Source organism: Spirosoma flavus (assembly GCF_054778555.1).
Genome location: NZ_BAAGZL010000010.1, coordinates 127278 through 149049 on the forward strand (window position 1 = coordinate 127278; position 21772 = coordinate 149049).

The 21772-nt window shown below is 45.2% G+C and carries 23 protein-coding genes and 1 pseudogene; 15 read left to right on the top strand and 9 right to left on the bottom strand.

Annotated elements, in window-relative coordinates; translation table 11 throughout:
* Positions 1-46: 46 nt before the first annotated feature.
* Complete coding sequence (locus ACYVF1_RS31300; protein ID WP_461086499.1) at positions 47-535, top strand: FKBP-type peptidyl-prolyl cis-trans isomerase; 489 nt, start codon at positions 47-49, stop codon at positions 533-535.
* A 130-nt stretch (positions 536-665) separates the two neighbouring features.
* Here ACYVF1_RS31300 and ACYVF1_RS31305 read toward each other — a convergent pair.
* Positions 666-1045 (bottom strand): annotated as a pseudogene (locus ACYVF1_RS31305) (YpsA SLOG family protein).
* Positions 1046-1426: 381 nt separating this feature from the next.
* Between ACYVF1_RS31305 and ACYVF1_RS31310 the strand changes: the two are divergent.
* On the top strand, positions 1427-2593 hold the full coding sequence (locus ACYVF1_RS31310; protein WP_461086501.1) for a glycoside hydrolase family 43 protein: 1167 nt from the start codon (positions 1427-1429) through the stop codon (positions 2591-2593).
* 76 nt (positions 2594-2669) lie between these two features.
* Here the strand turns inward: ACYVF1_RS31310 and ACYVF1_RS31315 are convergent, their stop codons facing one another.
* Both ACYVF1_RS31315 and ACYVF1_RS31320 read right to left on the bottom strand, forming a co-directional pair.
* Positions 2670-3017: a hypothetical protein gene (locus ACYVF1_RS31315; RefSeq protein ID WP_461086503.1), complete on the bottom strand. Its 348-nt coding sequence runs from the start codon at positions 3015-3017 to the stop codon at positions 2670-2672.
* An 85-nt stretch (positions 3018-3102) separates the two neighbouring features.
* The gene (locus ACYVF1_RS31320) at positions 3103-3558 is read right to left on the bottom strand and encodes a recombinase family protein (protein WP_461086504.1); all 456 of its coding nucleotides are present in this window, start codon (positions 3556-3558) and stop codon (positions 3103-3105) included.
* 182 nt (positions 3559-3740) lie between these two features.
* Here ACYVF1_RS31320 and ACYVF1_RS31325 point away from each other — a divergent pair, with 182 nt between their 5' ends.
* The 3 genes from ACYVF1_RS31325 (at position 3741) to ACYVF1_RS31335 (ending at position 5790) form a co-directional block, all read left to right on the top strand.
* Complete coding sequence (locus tag ACYVF1_RS31325) at positions 3741-4025, top strand: DUF4158 domain-containing protein (RefSeq protein WP_461086506.1); 285 nt, start codon at positions 3741-3743, stop codon at positions 4023-4025.
* Positions 4026-4362: 337 nt separating this feature from the next.
* Positions 4363-4635 carry a DUF4369 domain-containing protein gene (locus ACYVF1_RS31330; protein ID WP_461086508.1) on the top strand — a complete coding sequence of 91 codons (273 nt, stop codon included), beginning with the start codon at positions 4363-4365 and terminating at the stop codon, positions 4633-4635.
* A gap of 39 nt (positions 4636-4674) precedes the next feature.
* Positions 4675-5790, top strand: a complete 1116-nt coding sequence (locus ACYVF1_RS31335; protein WP_461086510.1) for a thioredoxin-like domain-containing protein — start codon at positions 4675-4677, stop codon at positions 5788-5790.
* Positions 5791-5963: 173 nt separating this feature from the next.
* Here ACYVF1_RS31335 and ACYVF1_RS31340 read toward each other — a convergent pair whose 3' ends face one another.
* Both ACYVF1_RS31340 and ACYVF1_RS31345 read right to left on the bottom strand, forming a co-directional pair.
* Positions 5964-6419 (bottom strand): glycosyltransferase, encoded by a 456-nt coding sequence (locus tag ACYVF1_RS31340; RefSeq protein ID WP_461086512.1) that lies wholly within the window; start codon positions 6417-6419, stop codon positions 5964-5966.
* 151 nt (positions 6420-6570) lie between these two features.
* The gene (locus ACYVF1_RS31345; protein WP_461086514.1) at positions 6571-6819 is read right to left on the bottom strand and encodes a hypothetical protein; all 249 of its coding nucleotides are present in this window, start codon (positions 6817-6819) and stop codon (positions 6571-6573) included.
* 193 nt (positions 6820-7012) lie between these two features.
* Between ACYVF1_RS31345 and ACYVF1_RS31350 the strand changes: the two genes are divergently transcribed.
* The 7 genes from ACYVF1_RS31350 to ACYVF1_RS31380 all read left to right on the top strand — a co-directional run bounded on the left by ACYVF1_RS31350 (position 7013) and on the right by ACYVF1_RS31380 (position 15918).
* Positions 7013-7624 (top strand): RNA polymerase sigma factor, encoded by a 612-nt coding sequence (locus ACYVF1_RS31350; protein WP_461086516.1) that lies wholly within the window; start codon positions 7013-7015, stop codon positions 7622-7624.
* Between the two features lie 72 nt (positions 7625-7696).
* Positions 7697-8746 (top strand): FecR family protein, encoded by a 1050-nt coding sequence (locus tag ACYVF1_RS31355; RefSeq protein ID WP_461086518.1) that lies wholly within the window; start codon positions 7697-7699, stop codon positions 8744-8746.
* Between the two features lie 87 nt (positions 8747-8833).
* Complete coding sequence (locus ACYVF1_RS31360; protein ID WP_461086521.1) at positions 8834-12346, top strand: SusC/RagA family TonB-linked outer membrane protein; 3513 nt, start codon at positions 8834-8836, stop codon at positions 12344-12346.
* Between the two features lie 14 nt (positions 12347-12360).
* Positions 12361-13782: a RagB/SusD family nutrient uptake outer membrane protein gene (locus tag ACYVF1_RS31365; RefSeq protein WP_461086523.1), complete on the top strand. Its 1422-nt coding sequence runs from the start codon at positions 12361-12363 to the stop codon at positions 13780-13782.
* Positions 13783-13962: 180 nt separating this feature from the next.
* Positions 13963-14952, top strand: coding sequence for a glycoside hydrolase family protein (locus ACYVF1_RS31370; protein ID WP_461086526.1), 990 nt, complete (start codon positions 13963-13965; stop codon positions 14950-14952).
* A 294-nt stretch (positions 14953-15246) separates the two neighbouring features.
* The gene (locus tag ACYVF1_RS31375; protein WP_461086527.1) at positions 15247-15624 is read left to right on the top strand and encodes an alpha/beta hydrolase; all 378 of its coding nucleotides are present in this window, start codon (positions 15247-15249) and stop codon (positions 15622-15624) included.
* Between the two features lie 60 nt (positions 15625-15684).
* Positions 15685-15918: a hypothetical protein gene (locus ACYVF1_RS31380; protein WP_461086529.1), complete on the top strand. Its 234-nt coding sequence runs from the start codon at positions 15685-15687 to the stop codon at positions 15916-15918.
* A gap of 463 nt (positions 15919-16381) precedes the next feature.
* On the opposite strand, the gene ACYVF1_RS31385 is transcribed toward ACYVF1_RS31380, so the two are convergent.
* Both ACYVF1_RS31385 and ACYVF1_RS31390 read right to left on the bottom strand, forming a co-directional pair.
* Positions 16382-16510: a hypothetical protein gene (locus ACYVF1_RS31385; protein WP_461086531.1), complete on the bottom strand. Its 129-nt coding sequence runs from the start codon at positions 16508-16510 to the stop codon at positions 16382-16384.
* 418 nt (positions 16511-16928) lie between these two features.
* The gene (locus ACYVF1_RS31390) at positions 16929-17564 is read right to left on the bottom strand and encodes a MarR family winged helix-turn-helix transcriptional regulator (RefSeq protein ID WP_461086533.1); all 636 of its coding nucleotides are present in this window, start codon (positions 17562-17564) and stop codon (positions 16929-16931) included.
* A 121-nt stretch (positions 17565-17685) separates the two neighbouring features.
* On the opposite strand from ACYVF1_RS31390, the gene ACYVF1_RS31395 reads away from it, so the two are divergent.
* The 3 genes from ACYVF1_RS31395 to ACYVF1_RS31405 all read left to right on the top strand — a co-directional run bounded on the left by ACYVF1_RS31395 (position 17686) and on the right by ACYVF1_RS31405 (position 19281).
* On the top strand, positions 17686-18669 hold the full coding sequence (locus ACYVF1_RS31395) for a hypothetical protein (RefSeq protein ID WP_461086535.1): 984 nt from the start codon (positions 17686-17688) through the stop codon (positions 18667-18669).
* 195 nt (positions 18670-18864) lie between these two features.
* Positions 18865-19029, top strand: a complete 165-nt coding sequence (locus ACYVF1_RS31400; RefSeq protein WP_461086537.1) for a hypothetical protein — start codon at positions 18865-18867, stop codon at positions 19027-19029.
* Between the two features lie 9 nt (positions 19030-19038).
* A complete protein-coding gene (locus ACYVF1_RS31405) occupies positions 19039-19281 on the top strand; it encodes a hypothetical protein (protein ID WP_461086539.1) in 243 nt (80 codons plus the stop codon).
* A 965-nt stretch (positions 19282-20246) separates the two neighbouring features.
* Here the strand turns inward: ACYVF1_RS31405 and ACYVF1_RS31410 are convergent.
* Positions 20247-20552 carry a hypothetical protein gene (locus tag ACYVF1_RS31410; RefSeq protein WP_461086541.1) on the bottom strand — a complete coding sequence of 102 codons (306 nt, stop codon included), beginning with the start codon at positions 20550-20552 and terminating at the stop codon, positions 20247-20249.
* 512 nt (positions 20553-21064) lie between these two features.
* Positions 21065-21661 (bottom strand): dihydrofolate reductase family protein, encoded by a 597-nt coding sequence (locus ACYVF1_RS31415; protein WP_461086543.1) that lies wholly within the window; start codon positions 21659-21661, stop codon positions 21065-21067.
* Positions 21662-21772 lie beyond the last annotated feature (111 nt).

Here is a 21772-nt window from a genome sequence, read left to right on the forward strand (position 1 = left end):
AACACGAACTACGCGTTGCACGACTGAAGACTTTAACTTTGCGGCTATGTTTCGAATCCTATCAAAAACCGCATTAGTTATCCTGGCCAGCCTTTGGCTCCTAACGGCTTGTCAGTCTGGAAACAACACCCCTTGTGACGCGAAACCCGTTACCACCAAAGCCCCCGACGAGGAAATCGCCCAGCTCAAACAGTTCATCGAGACCGGTCGGATTAAGGCGACTTTCGATAAGCGGGGTTTTTACTACGCAATCCAGAATCCGGGAAGCGGAACAAAGCCAACCGTCTGCTCAACCGTCAGCGTTAACTATGATGGAAAGCTAACCAACGGCACCCGCTTCGATAGTGGAAATGACGTCAGGTTTGGACTCTTTCAACTGATTGTGGGTTGGCAGGAAGGTATTCCTCTAATCGCCCCCGGTGGCCGTATTACGCTATATCTCCCTCCTTCGCTGGCGTATGGTGATCAGGAGCAGCGGGATATTCCGGCCAATTCGATCCTCGTTTTTGAGATTGATCTGCTGTCTGCCCACTAATACAGACCGGTTGTTCATCGCCCCGTTGTTTCTGGATGGACGACCTGTAGGGGATAAACAGCTCGTCGCGGATCTGTGCGTAATTGTCATGGAGTTGCTTTTTGCCTAAGACGTAGCAAGGTGGCATTCGTTACATATCGGTGAAACGTAGCGCATCGGTCAGTAACTGCCGGTAATGCTCCAGTTGTTCCGGTGCTACGTTACTCCCTCGGCTGCCGGCTACGTTTAGTATTCTGATTTGGTACTCCATCAGCCAGGTCCGCAGCTGCTCAGGCGTCGGATTGACCAGATAATGCTTTCCTTCCTGTACACACGTATCGAGTGTTAGTTTCGTGCCCCTGCTACGTTGCCGAAAATCAACGTACCGTCGGACTGTACTACGTTGGCGCGGGTACGGGGTGGATACTTGGCGGAGCGGTGTTCCGTAAGCCCATACTCCCGCAATCGCTCATCGGGGCCAGTTTCCGTTAAATAACCCTTCGGAGCAACACCACCCGTTGAAATGCCCAGTGATCAGGCGACTTCCAAACCAAGTTGATCGATGCCCGTCTTGCCACCGGAAATAATGCGTTCGAGCGGATAAACGGCCATAGCTTGTAGTCAAACTAAAATGGGTGAGCAAAAAAGTGAAAAATAAGAGCTACACCGTTTCAGCGTATACAATAAAAAGCAATGAAAGGCGTTTTTACTACAGTGCGCTCAATAGGCCCGCTGGATCATCCAGCGGGCCTATTGTTTTAGTTGTCTTCGGGGATGATCTAAATAGGCTTTGACAGTAAAAGAACAGTTGACTGCTCTTAGTTACTTGCACGTACTTACTAAGGTTTTGTATCGCCCCCGCCCCTTAGTAGGGCGTTTGAACAAGAGTCTATCTCAGAAATCATCAGTACCATGGTAAAATACCTTCTTTCGCTTCTCGTTGCTGCTGTACTGGTTTGGCAGGAGTCAATCGCACAACCTGCTCAAAGCACCGTTTCAGCCCAAACCACTTATGTGAACCCCCTGCCGGTTCAATTTGGGGATCCCTTTGTTTTATGGACCCAGGGTATGTATTACATGTACGGTACAGGCGCAGGAGCTGATAAGGGCTTTGTGACGTATTCCTCGAAAGACATGGTGAATTGGAAACGCGAAGGCCAGGTCTATTTTCATGATAATCCACAGGGTTGGAGTGACCCCAAGGCCAAGTGGGGCGGTGCGTACTGGGCACCGGAAGTTTATGAAGTGAAGGGTAAATATTATTTGTTTTACAGCGCGCAGTGGCGCGTAAATCCAACCCATGAGGAGGAAAATTTCCGCATCGGGGTAGCCGTGGCTGATAAGCCCACCGGCCCCTTTATTGACTTAGCCAACAAACCTATCTTTGATCCGGGTTATCCAATCATTGATGCGAATGTTCTTTTTGACACCAATGGCAAAGCGTATTTGTATTATTCGCGCTGCTGCTACAAACATCCGGTCGAGAGCGAAGTGGCTGATCTGGCCCGCCAAAAAGGCTGGTTCAAGGCGATTGAAGAGAGTTGGGTATACGGTATCGAACTCAAACCTGATTTTTCGGGCGTCGTTGGTGAGCCGGTGCTGCTGTTACGGCCACCTATTAAACTGGGCGATAAACAGGCTGAATGGGAAAGTCGATCGGTGACAAGTCGCGAAGTGAACCGGCGCTGGACCGAGGGTTCGGTTACCTTTAAAAAAGATAAGACGTATTATATGATGTATTCGGCCAATTATTTTGGGGGTCAGCACTACGCCATTGGGTATGCGACCTCTAGCTCGCCCTTGGGCCCTTATCAAAAAGCGTCGAATAACCCGATCGTACAAAAAAACACAGATCAAGGGGGCTCAGTCACGGGCACTGGCCATAACAGCATCGCTTACTCGCCCGATAGGAAAGAAATGTTCTGCGTTTATCACGCCAGGACAGCAAAAACCGGCGAGGAGCGGGTAGTTTTTCTGGACCGGATGCAAGTAAGTGACGGTCTAATCAAGGTCTTCGGTCCTACTACTACGCCCCAAAAACTCCCATCAGGCCCATCAGCGACAGGTCAAACCAAGTGAGGTTTTCGTGGACGGGGATCGGGTAGAAGGGAAGGGCTGAAAACGGCCCTTTATGCGTTCAATAAACCCGTTCAGTTTAGTAGTTCACAGTTTCTAATCCCTCCGAGCTTTTCCTGAACGATTTTGGGGTAATAGCAGATTGAGTAATTAGCCTTGTATTCCGTGATAGGCTCCGGGGCTCCTCTTCATTTTTCGGGAAGTCTAATCGCTGACGAGCTTGCTCAATAGCTGAATGTAGTTTTTGCTCTAATACGGTGGTTGGTAATTGATGGGTTAGATATTCCGCCACTCGTATATCCCCCTTGTCCAATTTCATCAGTTCAATGTGTTCGCGTATTTTCTCAGCACACAAAATTAGGCCAATCGGAGGGGCCTGACCTTCAAGCATTTCATACTGTTTCAACCACCCTAAATAAAGCTCCATTTGGCCCTTAAAATCAGCTTGAACCTGCCTAATTTTAGATCGATAGCTACGAGCCGTCGTAACCTCCGATGATAGAACAATAAGTCTATTCGGTGATCTTATCCATCAATGACAATGCGTTTCTGCCTGTGTGTATGCCCTTGGCTTTGGCTAACAACTGCCCAGCCCTGGTTTTCTCCAGTATGCTCTCTCGATCATATTCGGTCAGGGCCGCAAAGATCTGCAAAATCAGCTTGCCAGCTGAGGTACTACTACCAACGACCAAGTCCAGCGCCTTGAAGCGAATGCTTTTTCGGGCAAACTCGCCCAGCAAGCTAATCAAATGGTCCCGACTACGACCTAATCGAAAGAAACGGGCCGCCACCGTATCACCAAGACGCAACTGAACAAGCAGGGTATCAAGAGCCGGCTGACTGGTGCTGACACCGGTAATCTTATCCTGGAAAATGTCATCACACCCCGCTTGCCTCAGGGCATCGAGTTGGGTATCTAAATTTTGATCGAGTGTCGAGACGCGGGCGTAGCCAAAAAGTTTGTTCATGGCGGTCCGTCGTTACGGTTCAAAAAGTCAGTACCACAAAGGTAAATACCGGTTTAGTTTAGGATCTACTTTTTGAACCCTCTTTTTGGCAACTGGGTAGCGACGGTGGGATGGGCTAAGGAGGGGTTCAGAAAGGTATGACTTGATGACCCTGCCGGAATCGAACTTTTACCCATACGACTATGGCCCGGCGCGACTTTCTGTCTACGGATGAACGACTGCGCTTTGATTCGCCCCCGCGTCTCAATGCTGCTGAACGACTGATCCTGGTGGATATTCCACAATGGGCGGAAGAGTACCTCCAGGCCATCCATACGTCAACCAATAAAATTGGTTTTCTCTTGCAATTGGGCTACTTCCGGGTGGCAACTCGTTTCTTCATCCCAGACCGCTTCCCTGCCGCTGATTTGGAATGGGTTTGTCGTCGCCGGAATATTCTGTTCCAGTGTGTCTGTATGTATTGGTGACCGATTATTGAATTATAGTCTAATGACAACCTTGGTAAAGGTAACATGTGCAAATGACCCAACGCACATTGATTTAGTCCTGATTGCCTTCGAAAACTATTGTGGCCCTAATCAGTATTTACACATATTTCCAATAAGATTGTTATGGCGAAACTTTTATTTGGAGGTTTCTCACTTTTGGATCTCATTCAGTATCCTTTAGACCACAGATTAATTCCGTTTTTTTCAAAATAGCTAATTTTATATATTTTTATGTAAAAAATCTACTTATATGTTACTTAAACACAACATAAATAGATGGTTAAATTAAGGGAAATGGGCGCTATTACTTTACTTTTTGTTCCTACGAGCCAGTTTAGCTCAACCAGCAACACAAGCTTCTCCGGGCTTCTTTATTGAAGGGCAAATTAAAGGGAGTAAAGACACCACCCTGATACTTGCCCATTGGTATGGTAAAATCTCCTTTACTCCAAAAGATACTGCGAAAGTAGATAATCAGGGAACATTTGTATTTTCTGGTAAAGAGCCTCTGCCTCAAGGACTCTATTTGCTGGTTCGTCCGTCTAATCAAGATGTGGGCCTGCATTTAATTATTACTGAAGATCAGTAGTTTGCCTTTAAGACCGACACCGCAGGTTTGGTAAATCACATGCATATAATAGGTTCCGAAGAAAATGCTCTATTTTATGGTTATCAGCAGGAGATGTTAACATTATATGACCAATCAAAAGCACTAACTAGCCAGGAAAATGGGAAAACAGATTCAGTTACCGTATCGATGCTTCGGACAAAGAAGCAGGAATTGCTCCTTAAAACGACTACTTTCCGAAAGCAATTTTACCTTGATCATGCCCACACGTTTACCGTTAAGTTACTTAAAGAGGCAAGCGAACCTGAAATTCCTCGGGATCAGCCAACCCTAACTAATCACAGTGATCCGAATTTTCCGATGCACTACCTGAAACGGCATTATTGGGATGAATTTGATTTTTCGGACGGCCGTCTATTACGAACCCCCTTTTTACAGGGTAAATTGGAACGTTACATCAAAGAATTGACGAACCAGGTTCCTGATTCGCTCATTAAAGCAGCTGATTTTGTCGTCGACAAAGCTATCGCGGGTCAAAATAAGGACATCAAAAATTATACAATTTACTATATAACCAGTCAGTATGAACGCCCCACAATTGTAGGCGTGGAGGGCCTATATGTTCACATGTTTGAGAAATATTATGCCACCGGAATAATGAGCGTTTCAGACACGGCAACCATAAAAATAATTGGCCAACTAGTTGCTGCCATGAGACGGAATCTAACGGGTAAATCCTTTAGTATGCCCGCCGTGAGTGACACTTTAGGGCAGGCGCTTGCCCTTAAAGCGCTAAAAGCGGAGTATTCTGTCATTTATTTTTACTCTCCAACCTGTGGTCATTGTCGGGAGAGCGCGCCTAAAGTGGCCCAATTTGCTGATAAATATAAAAGCCAGGGAATTCGGGTCGTTGCGATTGCGGTTGATCAAAGTCCTCAGGAATGGAAGGCCTTCATAAAACAATTTAAATTGGGAAATGCCATCAATGGATATGATTTCACACATACCATTGATTTTCGTCATCAATATGACGTATTTATGACCCCGACGGTGTATATTCTGAATAAAGATAAGACAATTTTAGCCCCCAAATTACCGGTAGAAAATATTGAAGATTTCATCCTTTTTCAAAAGAGAAAGCAGGTGACCAGTTCAACTGCCTCAAAAAAAGGATAATAGATAAATGTGGTAAGGCCCGTGACTAAACTTAACCAGGTTAACTCTGGTGTCTTAATCTGGTGTTAATTCGAAGTCATGATATGTTTATACAGGTACGACTAAAAAGGTAAATGATACGGCAGTACTAAGCTGCAAACTAAAAATCCGCCGGATCTTTTGATGCACATAATCTACAAGACCGCAGGCGCTAACACATTGCTTAGTACGGATGATAAGTAATCAGTTGTGTAGGTAGCCTGACAGTTCGAGTGAAAATTGTCAAGCGATATGTTGAATCTGATCTCAGTCAGAAGGTGTACTATTTTCTGCTTCATTACCGCAGGGTTTTCAGTTTGTATATTTCCTCGAAGCCCTAAACCATGATGCTCAATTTTTAATGCATTTGGCAGTTGAACATACGACAGGCCTAATGGATAGACAAGCATAGGTACGCAGTGGTAAAGGCTTTCTTTTATTGAACCTAAACCACCGTGCGTTATGAATAATCGGGCAACTTGTAGTAGTGCAAGTTGATCTACGTGTTTATAAAGGTGAATATTCGCGCGATTATTAATTTCACGTTTAAGTATTCCTGTTAAGGGTTCTTTGACTGAGCAGACTAATTGACAGTCAGGCAATTCAGCCACGACAATTGGAGGTGCTATTGAGCAGGATCGGGAGCAGATTGTACCCGAAAACGAAAAGCACTACCCCATGAACCGCATGTTCGGAATGAATTTGCCTAGCTACGGATTTTTTATCCGGCACGTCAAACGTCTTCGTCTCGATCATGTGAGGCTAACAGTGCGCCAGCCAGATGCCCGTTACGGCCTGGTGATGGATGACGTAGAAGGAGCTGTATTGAATGATGTCGACCCAGACAGCCAGCGAGCTTATCCAAAGCGGCTGAAGGTCAATCACAGCCGACAGATTACGATTCGAGGGGAATTGATGGAGCAGGATAGTCAAATACTGGATAATCGGGAAGGTATTACATTTAAAAACTGATTCACCTGTACTCATCCCGGCTAGCTTAAGTCGATGCATGGCTCTAAGGAATTCGAAAAAAGGTGTCATTGGATAGGCTAGTGTCCGTTTCAACTACCCATTGACCTAAAGGTACCTGTAGTTGTAGTTTCTGAAAACGGTGTAAAACAGGCGCAAAAAGATTAGCTTTTGCAACTAATCCCCTTACTAATGAAAAGGAATTAGTTTTATAATCCGATAGACGAGGGAATAGATGGGGGTTGCCCAGACAACAAATGAACAAGTACTTTGGCCCAAATTCCAAGCCGGAGATGAACAGGCTTTTCAGCAAGTCTACCAACTGCATATTCGCCATTTACTCAACTACGGGCTGCGTCTTTGTGGATCAGTGGCAACCGTTGAAGATTGTCTTCAGGATGTATTCACCGAACTCTGGCATTACCGACAACGGGTCGTTCAACCCGCTTCCGTTCGTTTTTATCTGCTAAAGGCACTTCGCAATCGACTCAAAGCGCAGTACCGACGCGAACAACCGTTTATATCGGGCTGGGACGATGATCGGGATGAAATTGGTCAATCGACATTTACCATTGAGCCATCGGCTGAACAGCAGCTCATCGCCCTGGATATTGATTCGGAACGGGCGGAGCAAATTCGGCTGGCAATGAACGCCTTATCGCCCCGGCAACGGGAAATTATCTACCTCCGTTATTTCAATGACCTGTCGTATGAGCAGATCTGTGAGCTGATGAATATTAACTATCAAACCGCTCGCTCGCAGATTTATTCAAGTTTAAAACAGTTACGTATTATTTTGAAAGACAAAGAGTTGTCTCTTTTGCTACCCCTTCTTTTCTTTAATTAAGAAAATTTTTTACATTTTTTATACTACAAAAATACCCTTTCTCTCCACTGTATGATTGAATAACCTGATGTTATGAAATCGTATAGTGATTACATGCCTTATGATGCCGAAGCATTTCTGATGGATGCTTCCTTTCGAGCCTGGATTGCCAAGCCGACCCCGGAGATGACGGCTTATTGGCAAGGCCTGGTTGAAACCTATCCGCACCTGCGTGCTCCGTTTGAACAAGCACGCCTACTCGCTCAGGGACTAACTTCCACTTGGATTCCTTTCTCAGAAGACTATGTAACTGACTTATTTCAGCGTACGATGGCAAATCGAATGCCCGAACCAGCGGAAGACACCGCTCCAATCCGGAAAATACCACGGATATTATATTGGAGCTACGCTGCCGCTGCTTTGATCCCGTTGTTAATAGGCGTGTGGGGTTATCTCTATTTTTTCCAGGAACGGCTTATCCAGAATGGAAATGCCCAATTTCAGACGCTTGCCTTATACGATGGTTCGCAGGTAACACTCAACGCCAACAGTCAACTTCGAATTCCTTCTCGTTTTCACTGGCGGACGAATCGGGAAGTTTGGCTTAGGGGAGAAGGTTTTTTTGCGGTTCAGAAGCAAAAAAACGACGAGACGGGGACTTATCGAAAATTTACGGTCCACACCCAACGAGCTGATGTAGCTGTACTAGGGACTCGGTTTACAGTATATACCCGTGCACAACGAACTCAGATTCTGCTGGAAGAAGGTCGTATCGCCCTTACTGACCGGATTAGTCAAAAGACAATTTTGATGAAACCGGGTCAATTAATTAGCTATCAGGCAGCAGCCTCGCCCTATAAACTAGCGATGACAACTGCCGCCCAGCAACGCCCATTTACGGCCTGGCGCGATAAATTACTGGTGTTCGAAAATGCGTCGATGGCCCTTCTACAACAACGGTTTCAGGAGGTGTATGGGGTACAATTGGTGCTGGAAGGTGAAGACTTTAAAGATCAGCAATTTACCGGGGAGTTGCCGCTCGATAATCAGGAGAAAGCCTTACACATTCTTTCTGAAACCTTCGGACTCAAAGCGGTGCCATATCAGAGCCGCATCTACTTTATTCCCAGTCCCGTAAACTGACGTTGGTATACAGCCGGTTAAAATAAAACCACCCTCAGTGAGCGTGGCCTATTCAATTCAAAAATTCAAAAACAAAGAACGTAAAAAATGCCTAAACCCTTACAACGTGAGTGCCTTCATTTAGTCGCATTGGCACTGCTGACCGGTGGAATCAGTTCGGTTTCTGCCCAAACCTTGGCCCTGGCTCGTTACCAGAATCCATCCACCACAACCAGGCCAGTACTCAATTCATTGGAGTTGAAAACTTTGCTTGGGCAATTAGAAGGAACGTATGGCGTCCGCTTCAATTACCGGGCGGCTTTAGTCCGTTCGGTTACGATTTCGTCCCCTCCGTTGACTGATTTTAGTGAACATATTCCCGAAACACTGAACCGAATATTGGCTCCGAAGGAGTTGCAGTGTATTCAGATCGATGCCCGCACCTATGTAATCCAGCCCATCAGTGGTGCCAAAAAAGGGTCAAAACCAGAGTCACCAAATACAGCCGACATGCGTCCAGTCCTTATTCCTTCGGGCAGTTCTCCCGTTTTTGAGCAAGTACAGGAACGCACCCTAACTGGGCAGGTCGTCGATGCCACATCCGGTCAGGGATTGCCGGGTGTTAGTGTTGTGGTTAAAAATACCAGTAAAGGCACGATTACAGATAAGGACGGCAATTTCCGACTGGTAGTCCCCGACCCAGCGGAGGTCGTGGTCTTTTCGTTCATCGGTTACCTTTCTCAGGAGGTTTCGGTCAAGAACCAAACAGTGCTGACTATTAAGCTGGCAGCCGATGACAAGACGCTCAATGAAGTGGTCGTCGTTGGGTATGGCACGCAAAAAAAATCGGACTTGACGGGTTCTGTAGCAACCATAACGGCTGAAAAGCTAAAAGCGCAGCCCGTTGCCGGTATCGATCAGGCGCTGGCTGGGCAACTGCCGGGTGTTCAGGTGACACAACCATCGGGTGCACCAGGAGGAGGTGTACGGGTAAGAGTACGAGGATCTGGGTCCATTTCGTCCAGCAACGAACCACTTTATGTCATTGATGGCTATCCGGTACAGGGAAACTTTGACCAGAACTATAACCCGCTGACGACCCTAAATCCGGCCGATATTGAATCCATCAATGTACTGAAAGATGCTTCATCAACGGCTATTTATGGCTCTCGCGGGTCAAATGGTGTGGTAATTATTACCACCAAGCGAGGGAAAGCTGGCAAAACCCGCGTTGATTTTGATGCCTATGTCGGTACTCAATCGCTGGACCGACCAATCAAGATGCTGAATTCCACTCAATTGTCTGAAATCGGTATTGAGGCTAGAAACCAGTATTATCGTGATGTAATTGGGGGTAATCCGGCGGATAGTAATGAAGAGCGACTCAAGAAAACGTCGGCTGGACTAGCTATAATACCACCCATCTTTACTCAACTCAGCCAATATGATACCGACTGGCAAAAGGCATTTTACCGCGCAGCCCCCATCAGTAGTTACAATATAGCGGTCAGTGGCGGGAACGAACGAACTACGTTTTCTGTAGGAGCTGGCATTTTCAATCAACAAGGCATTATTCCGAATACTAATCTGATCCGTTACTCGGTTCGTGCCAATATTGAATCGCAGGCCAGCGAACGACTAAAAATTGGGGTCAGCTTGCTTCCATCCGTGCGAACCCAACGCGTTGTCGATGTAGAAGGGCATATTTCGGTGGGTGCCATCCTGGGTACACTCCATTTCCTACCGCAACTGCCTGCTCAATACCCCGATGGGACCTACAGCACCATGGCCAATTATCAGTACGGGTTTCAGACGCCCGAAAATCCGTTGGTGATTGTGAATGAAGAAAATCGGCAGCAGTTGGCCTATCGTATGCTGGGAACAGTATATGCGGACTACTCGATCATTAAAGACCTCAATCTGCGCATAACCGTTGGCGGTGACCTGAATGCATCGCGCGAAGATCGGTTCCGTTCGTCTAAAATTGGTAATCCAGGTCAACCAGCGCCAACCGTACCGTCGGGATTCGCGAATGACGGCATGAGTTATAACTGGCTGAATGAAAATACATTGACCTATACTCGGCAGCTAGGAAAACATGGGTTCACGGCTTTAGGGGGTTATACAATTCAGAAAAATCGGTATTACGGTACAGCTTTAACGGCGATTAATTTTCCAAACGATTTGGTCACGACGCTCAACGCGGGTCAGATCAACAGTGGGAGTACAACGCGCGACGAATGGGCGCTTTTGTCCTGGTTGGGGCGGATCAATTACAATTACCAAGATCGGTACTTGTTGACCGTCAGTTTCCGGCGGGATGGCAGTAGCCGATTTGGGTCGAATAATCGATGGGGTAATTTCCCGTCGGTCGCGGCCGCCTGGCGAATTGTTGATGAGCCTTTTATGCGGTCGCTGAAAGCCGTCAGTGATCTGAAAATACGGGCTAGCTACGGGCTAAACGGAAATAATTTTATCAGTAATTATGGCTCGATTGGGTTAATCAGTACGTCAAATTACATCACTGGAGCTGGTACGGGAGCTCTGTCAAATGGTTTAATTCCATCAACCATTGCAAATCCTGATCTGACCTGGGAAAAATCTAAACAAGTGGATGTGGGTCTGGAGGTTGGCTTGTTTAATAACCGACTACTGCTGACTGCCGATTATTACAATCGGTTGACATCTGGCTTATTGCTTAGTGTGCCAGTACCGTCGATTACGGGCTTTACGAATGCCTTACAAAATATTGGTCAGGTAAAGAATTATGGGCTAGAGTTTGGACTGACCACGCGGAATATCGTAAACAAAGCCGTTAGCTGGACGACGGATGCGAATATCTCCTTCAACCGGAATCGGGTGCTAGCGTTAGGGCCTAACCGAGACCCGATTCGCAGTTCTGCCGACGTTGCCGATACGCATATTACCCAGATTGGATCGCCCATCAGCAATTACTATGGCTATCAGGTTGATGGTATTTTTCAGAATCAGGCTCAGGTCGATGCAGGTCCAACCTGGGCCGCTCCGGTGGTCACCAAACCGGGTGATTTCCGATTTAAGGATATTAACGGCGATGGAAAAATTGATGCTAACGACCGTACCATCATTGGAACGCCTTATCCTAAATTCGTATTCGGCCTGACCAATACAATTAGCTATAAAGGCTTCGATCTGAGCGTGTTGCTTCAAGGCTCGCAGGGAAATCAGGTACTGTTTTTACAACGTCGTTTCTTCGGTTCGGTGAACTCCAGTAATGCCTATGCAGACGTAATAAACCGGTGGCAAAGTGAAGCCAATCCGGGTGATGGCAAGCATCCCAAAGCCTATCCAACGGGTAACTCCAATCAGGTGACCAGTTATTTTGTGGAGGACGGTTCCTATCTGCGGATTCGCAATGTGTCGTTAGGGTACCACATACCATCTCGTTGGGCCGAACGCATTGGCATGCAGAGCCTCCGTATTTATACGACGGGCCAAAACCTCTTCACATTTACCAAATACGCCGGTTACAACCCCGAAGTCAATCGAAACTACAGTGGCAATCCGCTCGTCGAAGGCGTCGATTATGGGGTTTACCCACTCGCCCGCAGCTTCACCGTTGGTCTGAATGCCTCTTTCTAACCCCTTGCTTTCCAATGAAACGATTCTCATCGAGTTTACTCCTTATTCTTGTGCTGGCCTCATCGGCTTGCCAGGATGATTTTTTGACCCTGTCGCCGATTTCATCGGCCAACGTCGATAAATTCTATCAGACTCCGGCCGATTTCCAGACGGCTATCCTTGGTGCCTATTCGACCTTACAGACGGGTGGCATGTATGGAAACTGGTTTCTGTTTTCCGAAGAACGCTCCGACAATACCGAACAGGAAGATTACGCGGGTACGACACAAGTATACGGTGATTTTGACACGTTTACCTTGCTGTCAACCAATAGCTTCATTTCCGATGCATGGAATGCACATTACCGATTGATTAACCAGTGCAATACGATTTTAAGTCGGATTCCGTCGGTGAATTTTACAGATGCTAGTCAGAAAGACCAGCTAATCGGCGAAGCTAAGTTTTTGCGCGGATTGGCCTATTTCAACCTGGTTCGGGTCTATGGCGATGTGCCGCTGGTATTAACGGCAATTAGCGGAAGCGAAGCCTATCAGGTCAATCGAAGCTCGATAGCTGATATTTATACACAGATCGTTAGTGATCTTACTGATGCTGGTACAAAACTGCCAGTCAGTTATACAGGTTCGTCGATCGGGCGAACTACTAAGGGTGCTGCGGGTTCGTTACTAGGCAAGGTTTATCTGACTCATAAGCAATATGCGCAGGCTGCGCAGGTGCTCAAATCGGTAATCGATGCGGGCACCTACAGTTTATTGCCTTCCTACGCCAGCGTATTTCTGGATGCCAATGCACAGAATAAAGAGTCAATTTTTGAGGTAGCCTACAAAGCCAGTAGTCAGGGTGAAGGGAGTAACTATGCAACCAATTTTTCTCCCAAACGGGGAGCCGTTTATGTCACCGGGCAGGGAAGCGGACAAGGCTATAACCGACCCACTCAAAATATCATTGCGGCTTATGAACCGGGTGATTTGCGCAAACCTGTATCCCTGAGCGAAACCTGGACCGATGGAAAAGTGATCTACAACGATCCCTACGTAAAAAAAACATTCATTACTCCGTTAGCAACGGCCTATGATGGCGATGGCAACTGGATTGTAACCCGCTATGCGGATGTGCTGTTAATGTATGCTGAGGCTCTGAATGAACAGGGGCAAACGAATCAGGCATTGCCTTATCTCAACCAAATTCGAACTCGCGCGGGTCTTACAGAACGTACGGGCCTGTCGCAAGCCGATGCCCGGCTCGCACTGGAGCAGGAACGCCGCGTCGAGTTAGCGTTTGAAGGTCATCGTTGGTTTGATCTGGTTCGAACAGGCCGTGCATTAACGGTAATGAAAGCCACGGGTAAGACGATTTCCGAGCGGGATTTGTTATTCCCCATCCCCCAACAGCAGATCGATATCAATCCACTCTTAAAGCAAAATACAGGCTATTAAATTCGTTGCGTCCTTTATTAGATAGTCGTCAAAGGTGACCATGTATAAATAGCTTAGATTATAAAGAGAAAGCGTTTTGTCCTGCTGACGAAGCAAGCATCTTAAGATTTCTTCATTGTAATTGTGAATGCGTTTCGATGCTTGCTTCGTCAGCAGGACAAAACTTAACATTTCTACTTGATGCAACCTTTTCTGTTTATTTACCTCATTGCCGGATTCTTTACCCGATTAATGCCGGCAGAGCCTCTTAAGAATCGCCTAACTGCTTTGACTTCGCCCATTTTGTTTAAGGGGGATGAACACACGGCCTACCGCGATCCAGCATTTCTGTATCATCAGGATAGCTTATACCTATTTTTCACGTTGGTGCGCATTGAGGAGGGGAATAAAATTTATTCCTATGTTGCCACGAGCCGGACTAAAGACCTCAAACGTTGGACGCCCATTCGCATTTTAACCCCTCGCGATCAACGGCTCGATTACAGTAGTCCTGGTAATGTAGTTCGGCAAGGCAACGAATGGGCTTTGTGCCTGCAAACCTATCCTCGCCCCGACTATACGACTAGTCAAATGCCTCATTATGCGAATCAGGATGCGCGACTTTTTACCATGCGAAGCCGGGATTTAATCAACTGGAGTAGTCCGGAATTACTTCGGGTGAAAGGGCCAAGTGTGGCGGGAAAAGACATGGGGAGAATGATTGACCCGTATCTACTGGCCGATAAAGACGAGCCAGGGAAATGGTGGTGTTTTTATAAACAAAATGGTGTCAGTATGTCGAGTTCTACCGATTTGCAAAACTGGACCTTTGTGGGGCATACCGAGTCGGGCGAAAATACCTGTGTTTTGGTGGAGAATAATCAGTACATCCTAATGCATTCGCCCAAGAATGGTATCGGTTTAAAACGATCAACGGATTTAAAAAACTGGCAGGATTGGGGAGAGCTCATTACCCTTGGGCAGTCCGATTGGCCCTGGGCGAAAGGGCGAATAACGGCGGGTGTAGTCCTAAATCTGAAACAGATTCCTGCTTTTGGCAAATACGTTATGTTATTTCACGGCTCAGGCCCATTGACGGAAGAAGCTGGTGATTTCGATAAAAATGCCTCAATAGGCATTGCCTGGAGCGACGACCTGCTTACGTGGCAATGGCCGGCTCAAGACCGGTGATTTACGGCTACTTACCCTGAGACAACTAAACTACCTGAATAAAATCAGATGAACTCTCCAGAGAGCCTTTTTAGCGAAGTATACTTTATAGGTTGGTAATCGAGTAAAGCACCACCAGTTGAGTGATTGCTTTCTTTTAAACTAGTATACTTGAATACCGGTTTTACCCGCACGCGGAAAATGACTAGAAAACTACTGCTAAGCGTATATTGTATTCTATCAGCACTCATCAGTCTGGCTTAGAAGGAAATATCCTTATATACAGGACCAATACCAAACGCGAAAGTATCGAACGTGCAGGAAGTCAAACGGGCCGATCAGAATGTAGCCAATGTTGTCCAACCGACTCTTACCATCTTTTTACCGCCAAAGGAAAAGGCTACTGGAGCAGCCGTAATTGTTTGCCCAGGCGGTGGTTACGAGACACTCGTTATGAAGCGAGAAGGCTTCGATATAGCCAAAGCGTTCAACGAGATGGGTGTGGCGGCTTTTGTCCTGAAATACCGGCTACCCAGCGAAAAAACGATGATTGATCCATCTATTGGTCCCTTGCAGGATGCCCAACAGGCTATTAAAACGATTCGCCAACTGGCGGCAGGGTGGAATATTAACCCAAAACGATTTGGAATTATGGGCTTTTCAGCGGGTGGACATTTAGCAGCTACAGCTTGAACTCACTTTGAAAAGTCAGTAATCGACAATCCTGATTCCATTAGTCTTCGCCCGGATTTTATGATTCTGATTTATCCAGTGATTAGTCTGTCGGCCGAAATTGGGAGCGCCAAAACCCGAAAAAACCTATTAGGTGAATCGCCCAAGCCCGATCAGCTTCAACTCTACTCCAATGAATTGCAAATTGATAAAACCACTCCTTTGACCTTCCTCGCTCATGCGGGTGATGACAGTAAGGTTCCGGTTAAAATAGCTAAGTCTTTTATGAAGCGTTATTGCAGAACGGCATTCTAGCCGATATGCACCTATATACCAAAGGCGAACATGGTTTCGCTAGAATGCCGTCGTTCGACGAGTGGTTTGGGCGCATTCGCCACTGGCTGGCTGAGAACAATTTAATGCTTCGATGACTATACTTAATTGCCGAACAATAGATGTAGGTTATTGGACATAAAATACCTTTGGCCATCTGAAGTAAAGTAGAAGATTGGATGATACTGATCTTTTCATAATGATCACCATGGCGCGACTACGCTCAACTCTCTTGCCGTTACGCTGTGCCGGGGTACCATTCGTACGTTTTTGTAAGTGTCAAACCTTAATTGAAAACACGTTGGACTTATAAAATTGTCTCAGATGAATAGTTTTAGCCTTTTCGAAGGAGCGTTATGAGAACGTTACAAAGAGTAAAAGTAAGCTATACGGCAGCTAATGGGTACTTACCGAGCAGACAAATGGAATTTCATTTTTTGGATTATCAATCGGGCCACTTTTCTAATCCGGCAGCAGTCCGTAGCGCTTGTTGGACATCTTCCCAATAATAGCCACTATCGTAGCCAGTCGACAGAAGGTCGCAGATGCTCAGAAAATCAGTGGCGTCTTCCACACGCTGTATCTGGATCGCTAGTGGATCAGGCTGGGAGGTTGATCAGATATGGGTTCCATATCGATAAAGGTAATCGATACGCATATAAAAAAGCCTCATCAGGTTTAGCGATGAAGCTGAAGAAGTATATGAACAGGTATTTCTGCTGTTACGTACAAATTTAACATTTGCTAGTCACCAATATGTATCACAAACCCAGTTAATATGTGAGTTTGATTTGTGAGATGACAATTTGAGACTGAAGCGAAAACCGAATGACTTTGTCAAAACAGATACTGTGCTCATCTCCAGAATGGGGCGTTTTAGAAGACGAGCAATATGCAAGTAATTAACTTGTAATTAAGTACTTTGGCTAACAAATTGGAATTTAAATCGCTACAAGCCTACTCGGGTAGAGCAATTTTCTAGAGTAAACCGGTCAAGAGGGATTCATACTCTCCTTCATCAGCCGGGTATACATTACATCAAAATCTTTTGTCTTTATACTACTCAGCTCCTGGGTGTTCCGTGCTTCTATAGGAGCCAACAACGCTTGGCAGAGGTTGATGATTTCAGTAGTAACCTCGTTAAATATCATGTCTCCTGCTTTTGAGCTGTACTCATAGCTGGATGTTAGGGCCTGGACCCCTTTTTCGGTTAAGCGGATTAGCTTCGCTCGTTTATCAGCTGGATCAGCCCGCTCACCGATGTACTCTTCTTCCAGTAAGCGGCTGATTGCCTCTATACCGGTCGTGTATTCAGCAAACAGGTACTGAATTAATTCGGTCTTGCGCACTTCACCCAAATACCGTAGGCCATTTAAATAGTAAAAGCTTTCGGCGGTTGGTAAACCTGTTTTGGCCATAGCGGCTCGATGATACAAGGCAAAAGCACTCGTAAGCCGACCTAAGGTTTTTAGCAGCCCACCAATCTGTTGTTGGCGGTCATGACTCGACTCCTCCGCTGTCGCCTTTTGTTGAGCTAACTGGTATTGACAAAATTGCTCAACGGATTGATTCGGATATTGCTGATCAAACTCAGCCCAGGCAGTGACTAGTTCAACGATCTTGCTCATGTTGCAATTATAACGCTTCTGATGTATATAAGTATAAAATGCATTGGATAATTTGATAATTACATCTTATTTGATGTATATTTGACAAATAAAGCACTAAGGCGATATAAACGTAGAAGATATGGAACAGCAATCTTTTCTGTTTGGCATCTATCTGGGTGGGGTAGCCGGAATAGACAATGAAGTTGGTTTGACACATAGTAAAGCCGATAAACCTGATGCTATCCGTCAGGCTTTGGATACCCTTCAAGGAGAAAGGGATTTATTTATTGTCCGTAATTACCTCCACTTCAAGGGTGAACCTCAACTTGAGCCAGCTAATGAGGCTGTGCAGTACTCGCATCAGTACTGTGGACCCAAACGAAAACTTGATTTAGTGCTGTGCTTTCAGACAACCGCTTATTCCCCTTCTAACTGGCAGCAATTTATTAGTCACGTACTCGATTACTATGGGCCTGTTTTACATTCTTTGCAGATTGCTGAAGAGCCTAATATGTATCAGTTTCCGGGTGACGGGGCATTTCCTCAAATTAGCCAGGTTATTGTTAATGGGGTCATCTTCGCCAAGCAGGCCATACACCAAAGAGGTTTAAACGTACAGGTGGGTTTTAATGCCGTGCCCTGTTTTGACAAGGCTGATCCCTTTTGGACTAGCTTAGGTCAGTTACTAAACGTTACTTTTCTCGATTCGCTGGATTATGTCGGGCTCGACTTTTTCCCAGATGTGTTTAGACCTATCGATCCAGCTAGTCAGGAAAATGAGATCTCCCAACTGGTCAAGGGGCTACTCCAACATTTTCGGAATGTAACTCTAAGCACTACCGGCATTGATGAAAGTATACCTATTCGTATTACTGAACATGGTTGGCCCACAGGTCCTAGTCGAAGTGCTGAACGCCAAGCCTACTTGTTAAACACGATAATTCGTAGTATTTACGCTAGTCGAAGGGAACTCAATATTACTCATTATGAGCTTTTCTCGTTACGGGATGCGGATAGTGAGAACCCTAACTTATTTTATCAGTTTGGCCTCCTTGAAGATGACTATTCGGCTAAACATGCCTTTTACACCTATCAACAATTAATTAAAGAATTATCATCATAAGCGTATCAGATCGACCTTGGTACTGAGAAAGCTAAAAAAACAGCCGTCTCAAAATATGCTCCTACGTGAGACGAAGCTGTATTCATATATCTTTTCAATATTGGGGCGTTTTATGGAACGACCAAAACGCGAGTACTTGGCCGAAGTTTTGTACATTGGCTTACATAATTAAGATTTTACAACAAGCTTAAAGATATGGGTTTATTCGGTTTTTTTAAAAAGAAAAAAGAAAGCTCTACAGAAAACGCTATCAAAAGCACTGATGACAATACACCAGCTAACGAAACTAGTAAGGAGTGGACTGGAAAGGATTTTGAGTTTTTAATCACTGGCGAAATTGATATACCCTCAACAGAATAAGATCAAATTATGACACCTAACTCGTTTGAGTGGGTCAAAGTCGTCAAGGACGGTTGGCCTTATTATCGAGTTGGCAATGATGAGTTTAGTTATTCTAAAGAAATGCCAGGTATTCAAATGACGTTTAACGAGGAAATCACTTTTGAAAAAGCGATAAAGATAGCTGATGAAGTTGTTGACAATATCAGAATGTTGGGACAACAAGCGGAGTTAGAGATAATCGATAAAACGCAGATTTACGGCTTCGAATAAGTTTCTGTTAACTTACACGCACTTATACATCAGATTTAAAAGTATGCCACTCAAGCGAACAGCTAGCCAGAAAAGGCAGACTTTACATGAATTTTATGATGAAGTAGCACATTCGTCTGTGGACTCCGAAATTGGAAAATCCTATCTAGCTTTCATCGAGTGGATTGATTTCCAGTTTCCAAATACAGAGATTATTGCATGGACATCTCTATCATCTTCAGTTAGCTCCGTATGAAAATGTACACTGCCTAGTGGATATAGCTTGCGGATTCAATCATACTTATCGCATTAAATACCGTCTACCAGTCGATGAACAGCCTTGGGAAAACGCTGAAGTATTGGGCGAAGTAACAGATTTCGATCTAGCAAGAGCGAATTTTATTACTTCTATGATTAAATGTGGTGGTTGGCCAAATAACGATGATTTAGAGCAATTGTGTAAGAGTCTAAACCTGTTTAAACAGTGAAAAGGAGACCATCCTTTTGCCAATTTTCAAATACATCTGTTAAATAAACTGATTTAAAAATTCTTTAACTTAAATCATGTGGCTGTTGCAAAAGTCGGTGCCGGTTACATAGTAAACCATTCCTTTACTGTTTTAGGGCGCTTTGTAAGGTAGCTATAAGCGATAGCTAAGAGCACATTGACACTAATGCCAATGAGCCAGCCTACCCGTCGACCATTTGCGTGCGTAGCAAACGTACCCATAAAGATGGTCCAACCCCAAACAAGGACCATACTGATGGTCAAGAGTATTTTGGTGAGTTTTGCCATTTACTTGAATGAATTCAATCAAGCAGCCTACTCTTAACGATGTATTTTCGGCAACCTTCAGCTCTAAATAAAGTAAATACATAATTAAGCTACAATTACTCTTCAAGTTCATACTGCTATAGGCTCCGACTCAGAAAATGCCATGCACCAAACAGACTTTTGCAACAGCTACTGGGTATATGTTAACCTACTAAGGAATTCCTAATATTCGCTCAATTTCGCCTGCTATCCCATTTTGTAAAACGGCATATTTATGTATTACTGACTTCTCAGCATATTCAGGTAGCCATTGACCTTGCCATTCCATAAAGAGAGGTATAAACCATAGGAGTGTGAAGTAGTTTTTTGGTATATGGTCAATCTCGCTAAAATCTACTTCACTTAGTATACCTAAGACCTCTTGACCTAAATCAAATTTTAGCTCTCGATCACGTAGTGAACCGAAAAATCCTGATTCATCCCAATGCTGGTCGAGCCTACTAAAAAGGTCTTTCATTTCTGTTGTATAATCTTCAATTATGTTAAATAGTAATATTTCGATCAATCCCTTTATAGATAAAAACCAAAAAGGTAATTGTCGAAAAGCCTAGCAGGACGTGCCTGAACGGTCCGTAAATGATATGTAAAATAGATCAAAAGCAGATTTGGTCTTAACTTTTAGGATCTAAGTATGGAGAAATGGTTAGCTGAAGCTGAAAATTTCAGCGGGTATTGCCACAAATTTTGAATGTTCGTTTAACATTTGTGACAAAGCTATAGATAAGCAAAACTCAAATACTCTTGGTTGATCATCTACTTCATTAAATGCACAGGACAGCGGCATGGGCATTTAAAACGCAGATAAAGAAAGTTAACTTCGTCTCAGATAAGAGCGTTTTTATGAGATTATATAGCTGGCGGTGACAACCATTCATTACACAAGACATGGCAAGTGAAGTCGTCATTAGCGCTTTTTAATAAATGTACGCTATGGGGTCCTTAATGACCCATACTATCGTTTTTGTCTGCTTAAGCGCCAACTCTACCCGTTTTGACTTCGCCGGCTCGTTGATAGTTGGCAATGAGGGCACCGCTGGGGGTTGCCAAACTGTCGGTTAACCGAAAGGCAGCCGGAATCGGGCCCTTGTCAACCCACTTTTTCCCTTGACCCAACGTGATGGGGTAAATTTTGAGCCGCAGTTCGTCCACTAAATCATGGGTAAGTAACCATTTTATCAGCTGACTACTACCCCAAACTTGTAGATCAGCACCGGCGGACTGTTTGAGTTGTTTGATGGCCTCCACATGTTGGATAAAAATGGTGTTTTTCCAGGCTGACTGATGTAGGGTTTGGGACAGGACGTATTTTATACCCTCGTTGATACCGGGCCAGCTATCCGCATGCTCAGGCCAGTAGGCGGCAAAAATCTCAAAGGTTTTCCTGCCCAACAGGTAATCGGCCGGTTGGTTCAACTGGTTTTGCAATACCTGTTCACCCACTTCCTCCTCATAGGGTGCACTCCACCCCCCATACTGGAAATCGTCTGAGGTATCTTCCTGGGGTCCACCCGGTGCCTGCATGACGCCATCTAAGGTCATCATGGAAAAGACGATTATTTTTCGCATCGTGTCGAGTTGGTTTAAGTAAGCGTCAACGAGCTAGGATATAGCCAGGAGTTGATTGATGATGACGACTCAAAACTAGAGACAAGTATGACTTCTTAAGGGCATAGTCGG

Bases quoted from the DNA above. Each gene is read 5' to 3' on its own strand.
- ACYVF1_RS31415 (WP_461086543.1), bottom strand. From the start codon at position 21,661: ATGCGAAAAATAATCGTCTTTTCCATGATGACCTTAGATGGCGTCATG.
- ACYVF1_RS31320 (WP_461086504.1), bottom strand. From the start codon at position 3,558: ATGAACAAACTTTTTGGCTACGCCCGCGTCTCGACACTCGATCAAAAT.
- ACYVF1_RS31405 (WP_461086539.1), top strand. From the start codon at position 19,039: ATGACACCTAACTCGTTTGAGTGGGTCAAAGTCGTCAAGGACGGTTGG.
- ACYVF1_RS31355 (WP_461086518.1), top strand. From the start codon at position 7,697: ATGAAATCGTATAGTGATTACATGCCTTATGATGCCGAAGCATTTCTG.
- ACYVF1_RS31345 (WP_461086514.1), bottom strand. From the start codon at position 6,819: ATGCATCGACTTAAGCTAGCCGGGATGAGTACAGGTGAATCAGTTTTT.
- ACYVF1_RS31370 (WP_461086526.1), top strand. From the start codon at position 13,963: ATGCAACCTTTTCTGTTTATTTACCTCATTGCCGGATTCTTTACCCGA.
- ACYVF1_RS31365 (WP_461086523.1), top strand. From the start codon at position 12,361: ATGAAACGATTCTCATCGAGTTTACTCCTTATTCTTGTGCTGGCCTCA.
- ACYVF1_RS31335 (WP_461086510.1), top strand. From the start codon at position 4,675: ATGCATATAATAGGTTCCGAAGAAAATGCTCTATTTTATGGTTATCAG.
- ACYVF1_RS31395 (WP_461086535.1), top strand. From the start codon at position 17,686: ATGGAACAGCAATCTTTTCTGTTTGGCATCTATCTGGGTGGGGTAGCC.
- ACYVF1_RS31300 (WP_461086499.1), top strand. From the start codon at position 47: ATGTTTCGAATCCTATCAAAAACCGCATTAGTTATCCTGGCCAGCCTT.
- ACYVF1_RS31410 (WP_461086541.1), bottom strand. From the start codon at position 20,552: ATGAAAGACCTTTTTAGTAGGCTCGACCAGCATTGGGATGAATCAGGA.
- ACYVF1_RS31350 (WP_461086516.1), top strand. From the start codon at position 7,013: ATGGGGGTTGCCCAGACAACAAATGAACAAGTACTTTGGCCCAAATTC.
- ACYVF1_RS31310 (WP_461086501.1), top strand. From the start codon at position 1,427: ATGGTAAAATACCTTCTTTCGCTTCTCGTTGCTGCTGTACTGGTTTGG.
- ACYVF1_RS31325 (WP_461086506.1), top strand. From the start codon at position 3,741: ATGGCCCGGCGCGACTTTCTGTCTACGGATGAACGACTGCGCTTTGAT.
- ACYVF1_RS31315 (WP_461086503.1), bottom strand. From the start codon at position 3,017: ATGGAGCTTTATTTAGGGTGGTTGAAACAGTATGAAATGCTTGAAGGT.
- ACYVF1_RS31380 (WP_461086529.1), top strand. From the start codon at position 15,685: ATGATTCTGATTTATCCAGTGATTAGTCTGTCGGCCGAAATTGGGAGC.
- ACYVF1_RS31400 (WP_461086537.1), top strand. From the start codon at position 18,865: ATGGGTTTATTCGGTTTTTTTAAAAAGAAAAAAGAAAGCTCTACAGAA.
- ACYVF1_RS31390 (WP_461086533.1), bottom strand. From the start codon at position 17,564: ATGAGCAAGATCGTTGAACTAGTCACTGCCTGGGCTGAGTTTGATCAG.
- ACYVF1_RS31360 (WP_461086521.1), top strand. From the start codon at position 8,834: ATGCCTAAACCCTTACAACGTGAGTGCCTTCATTTAGTCGCATTGGCA.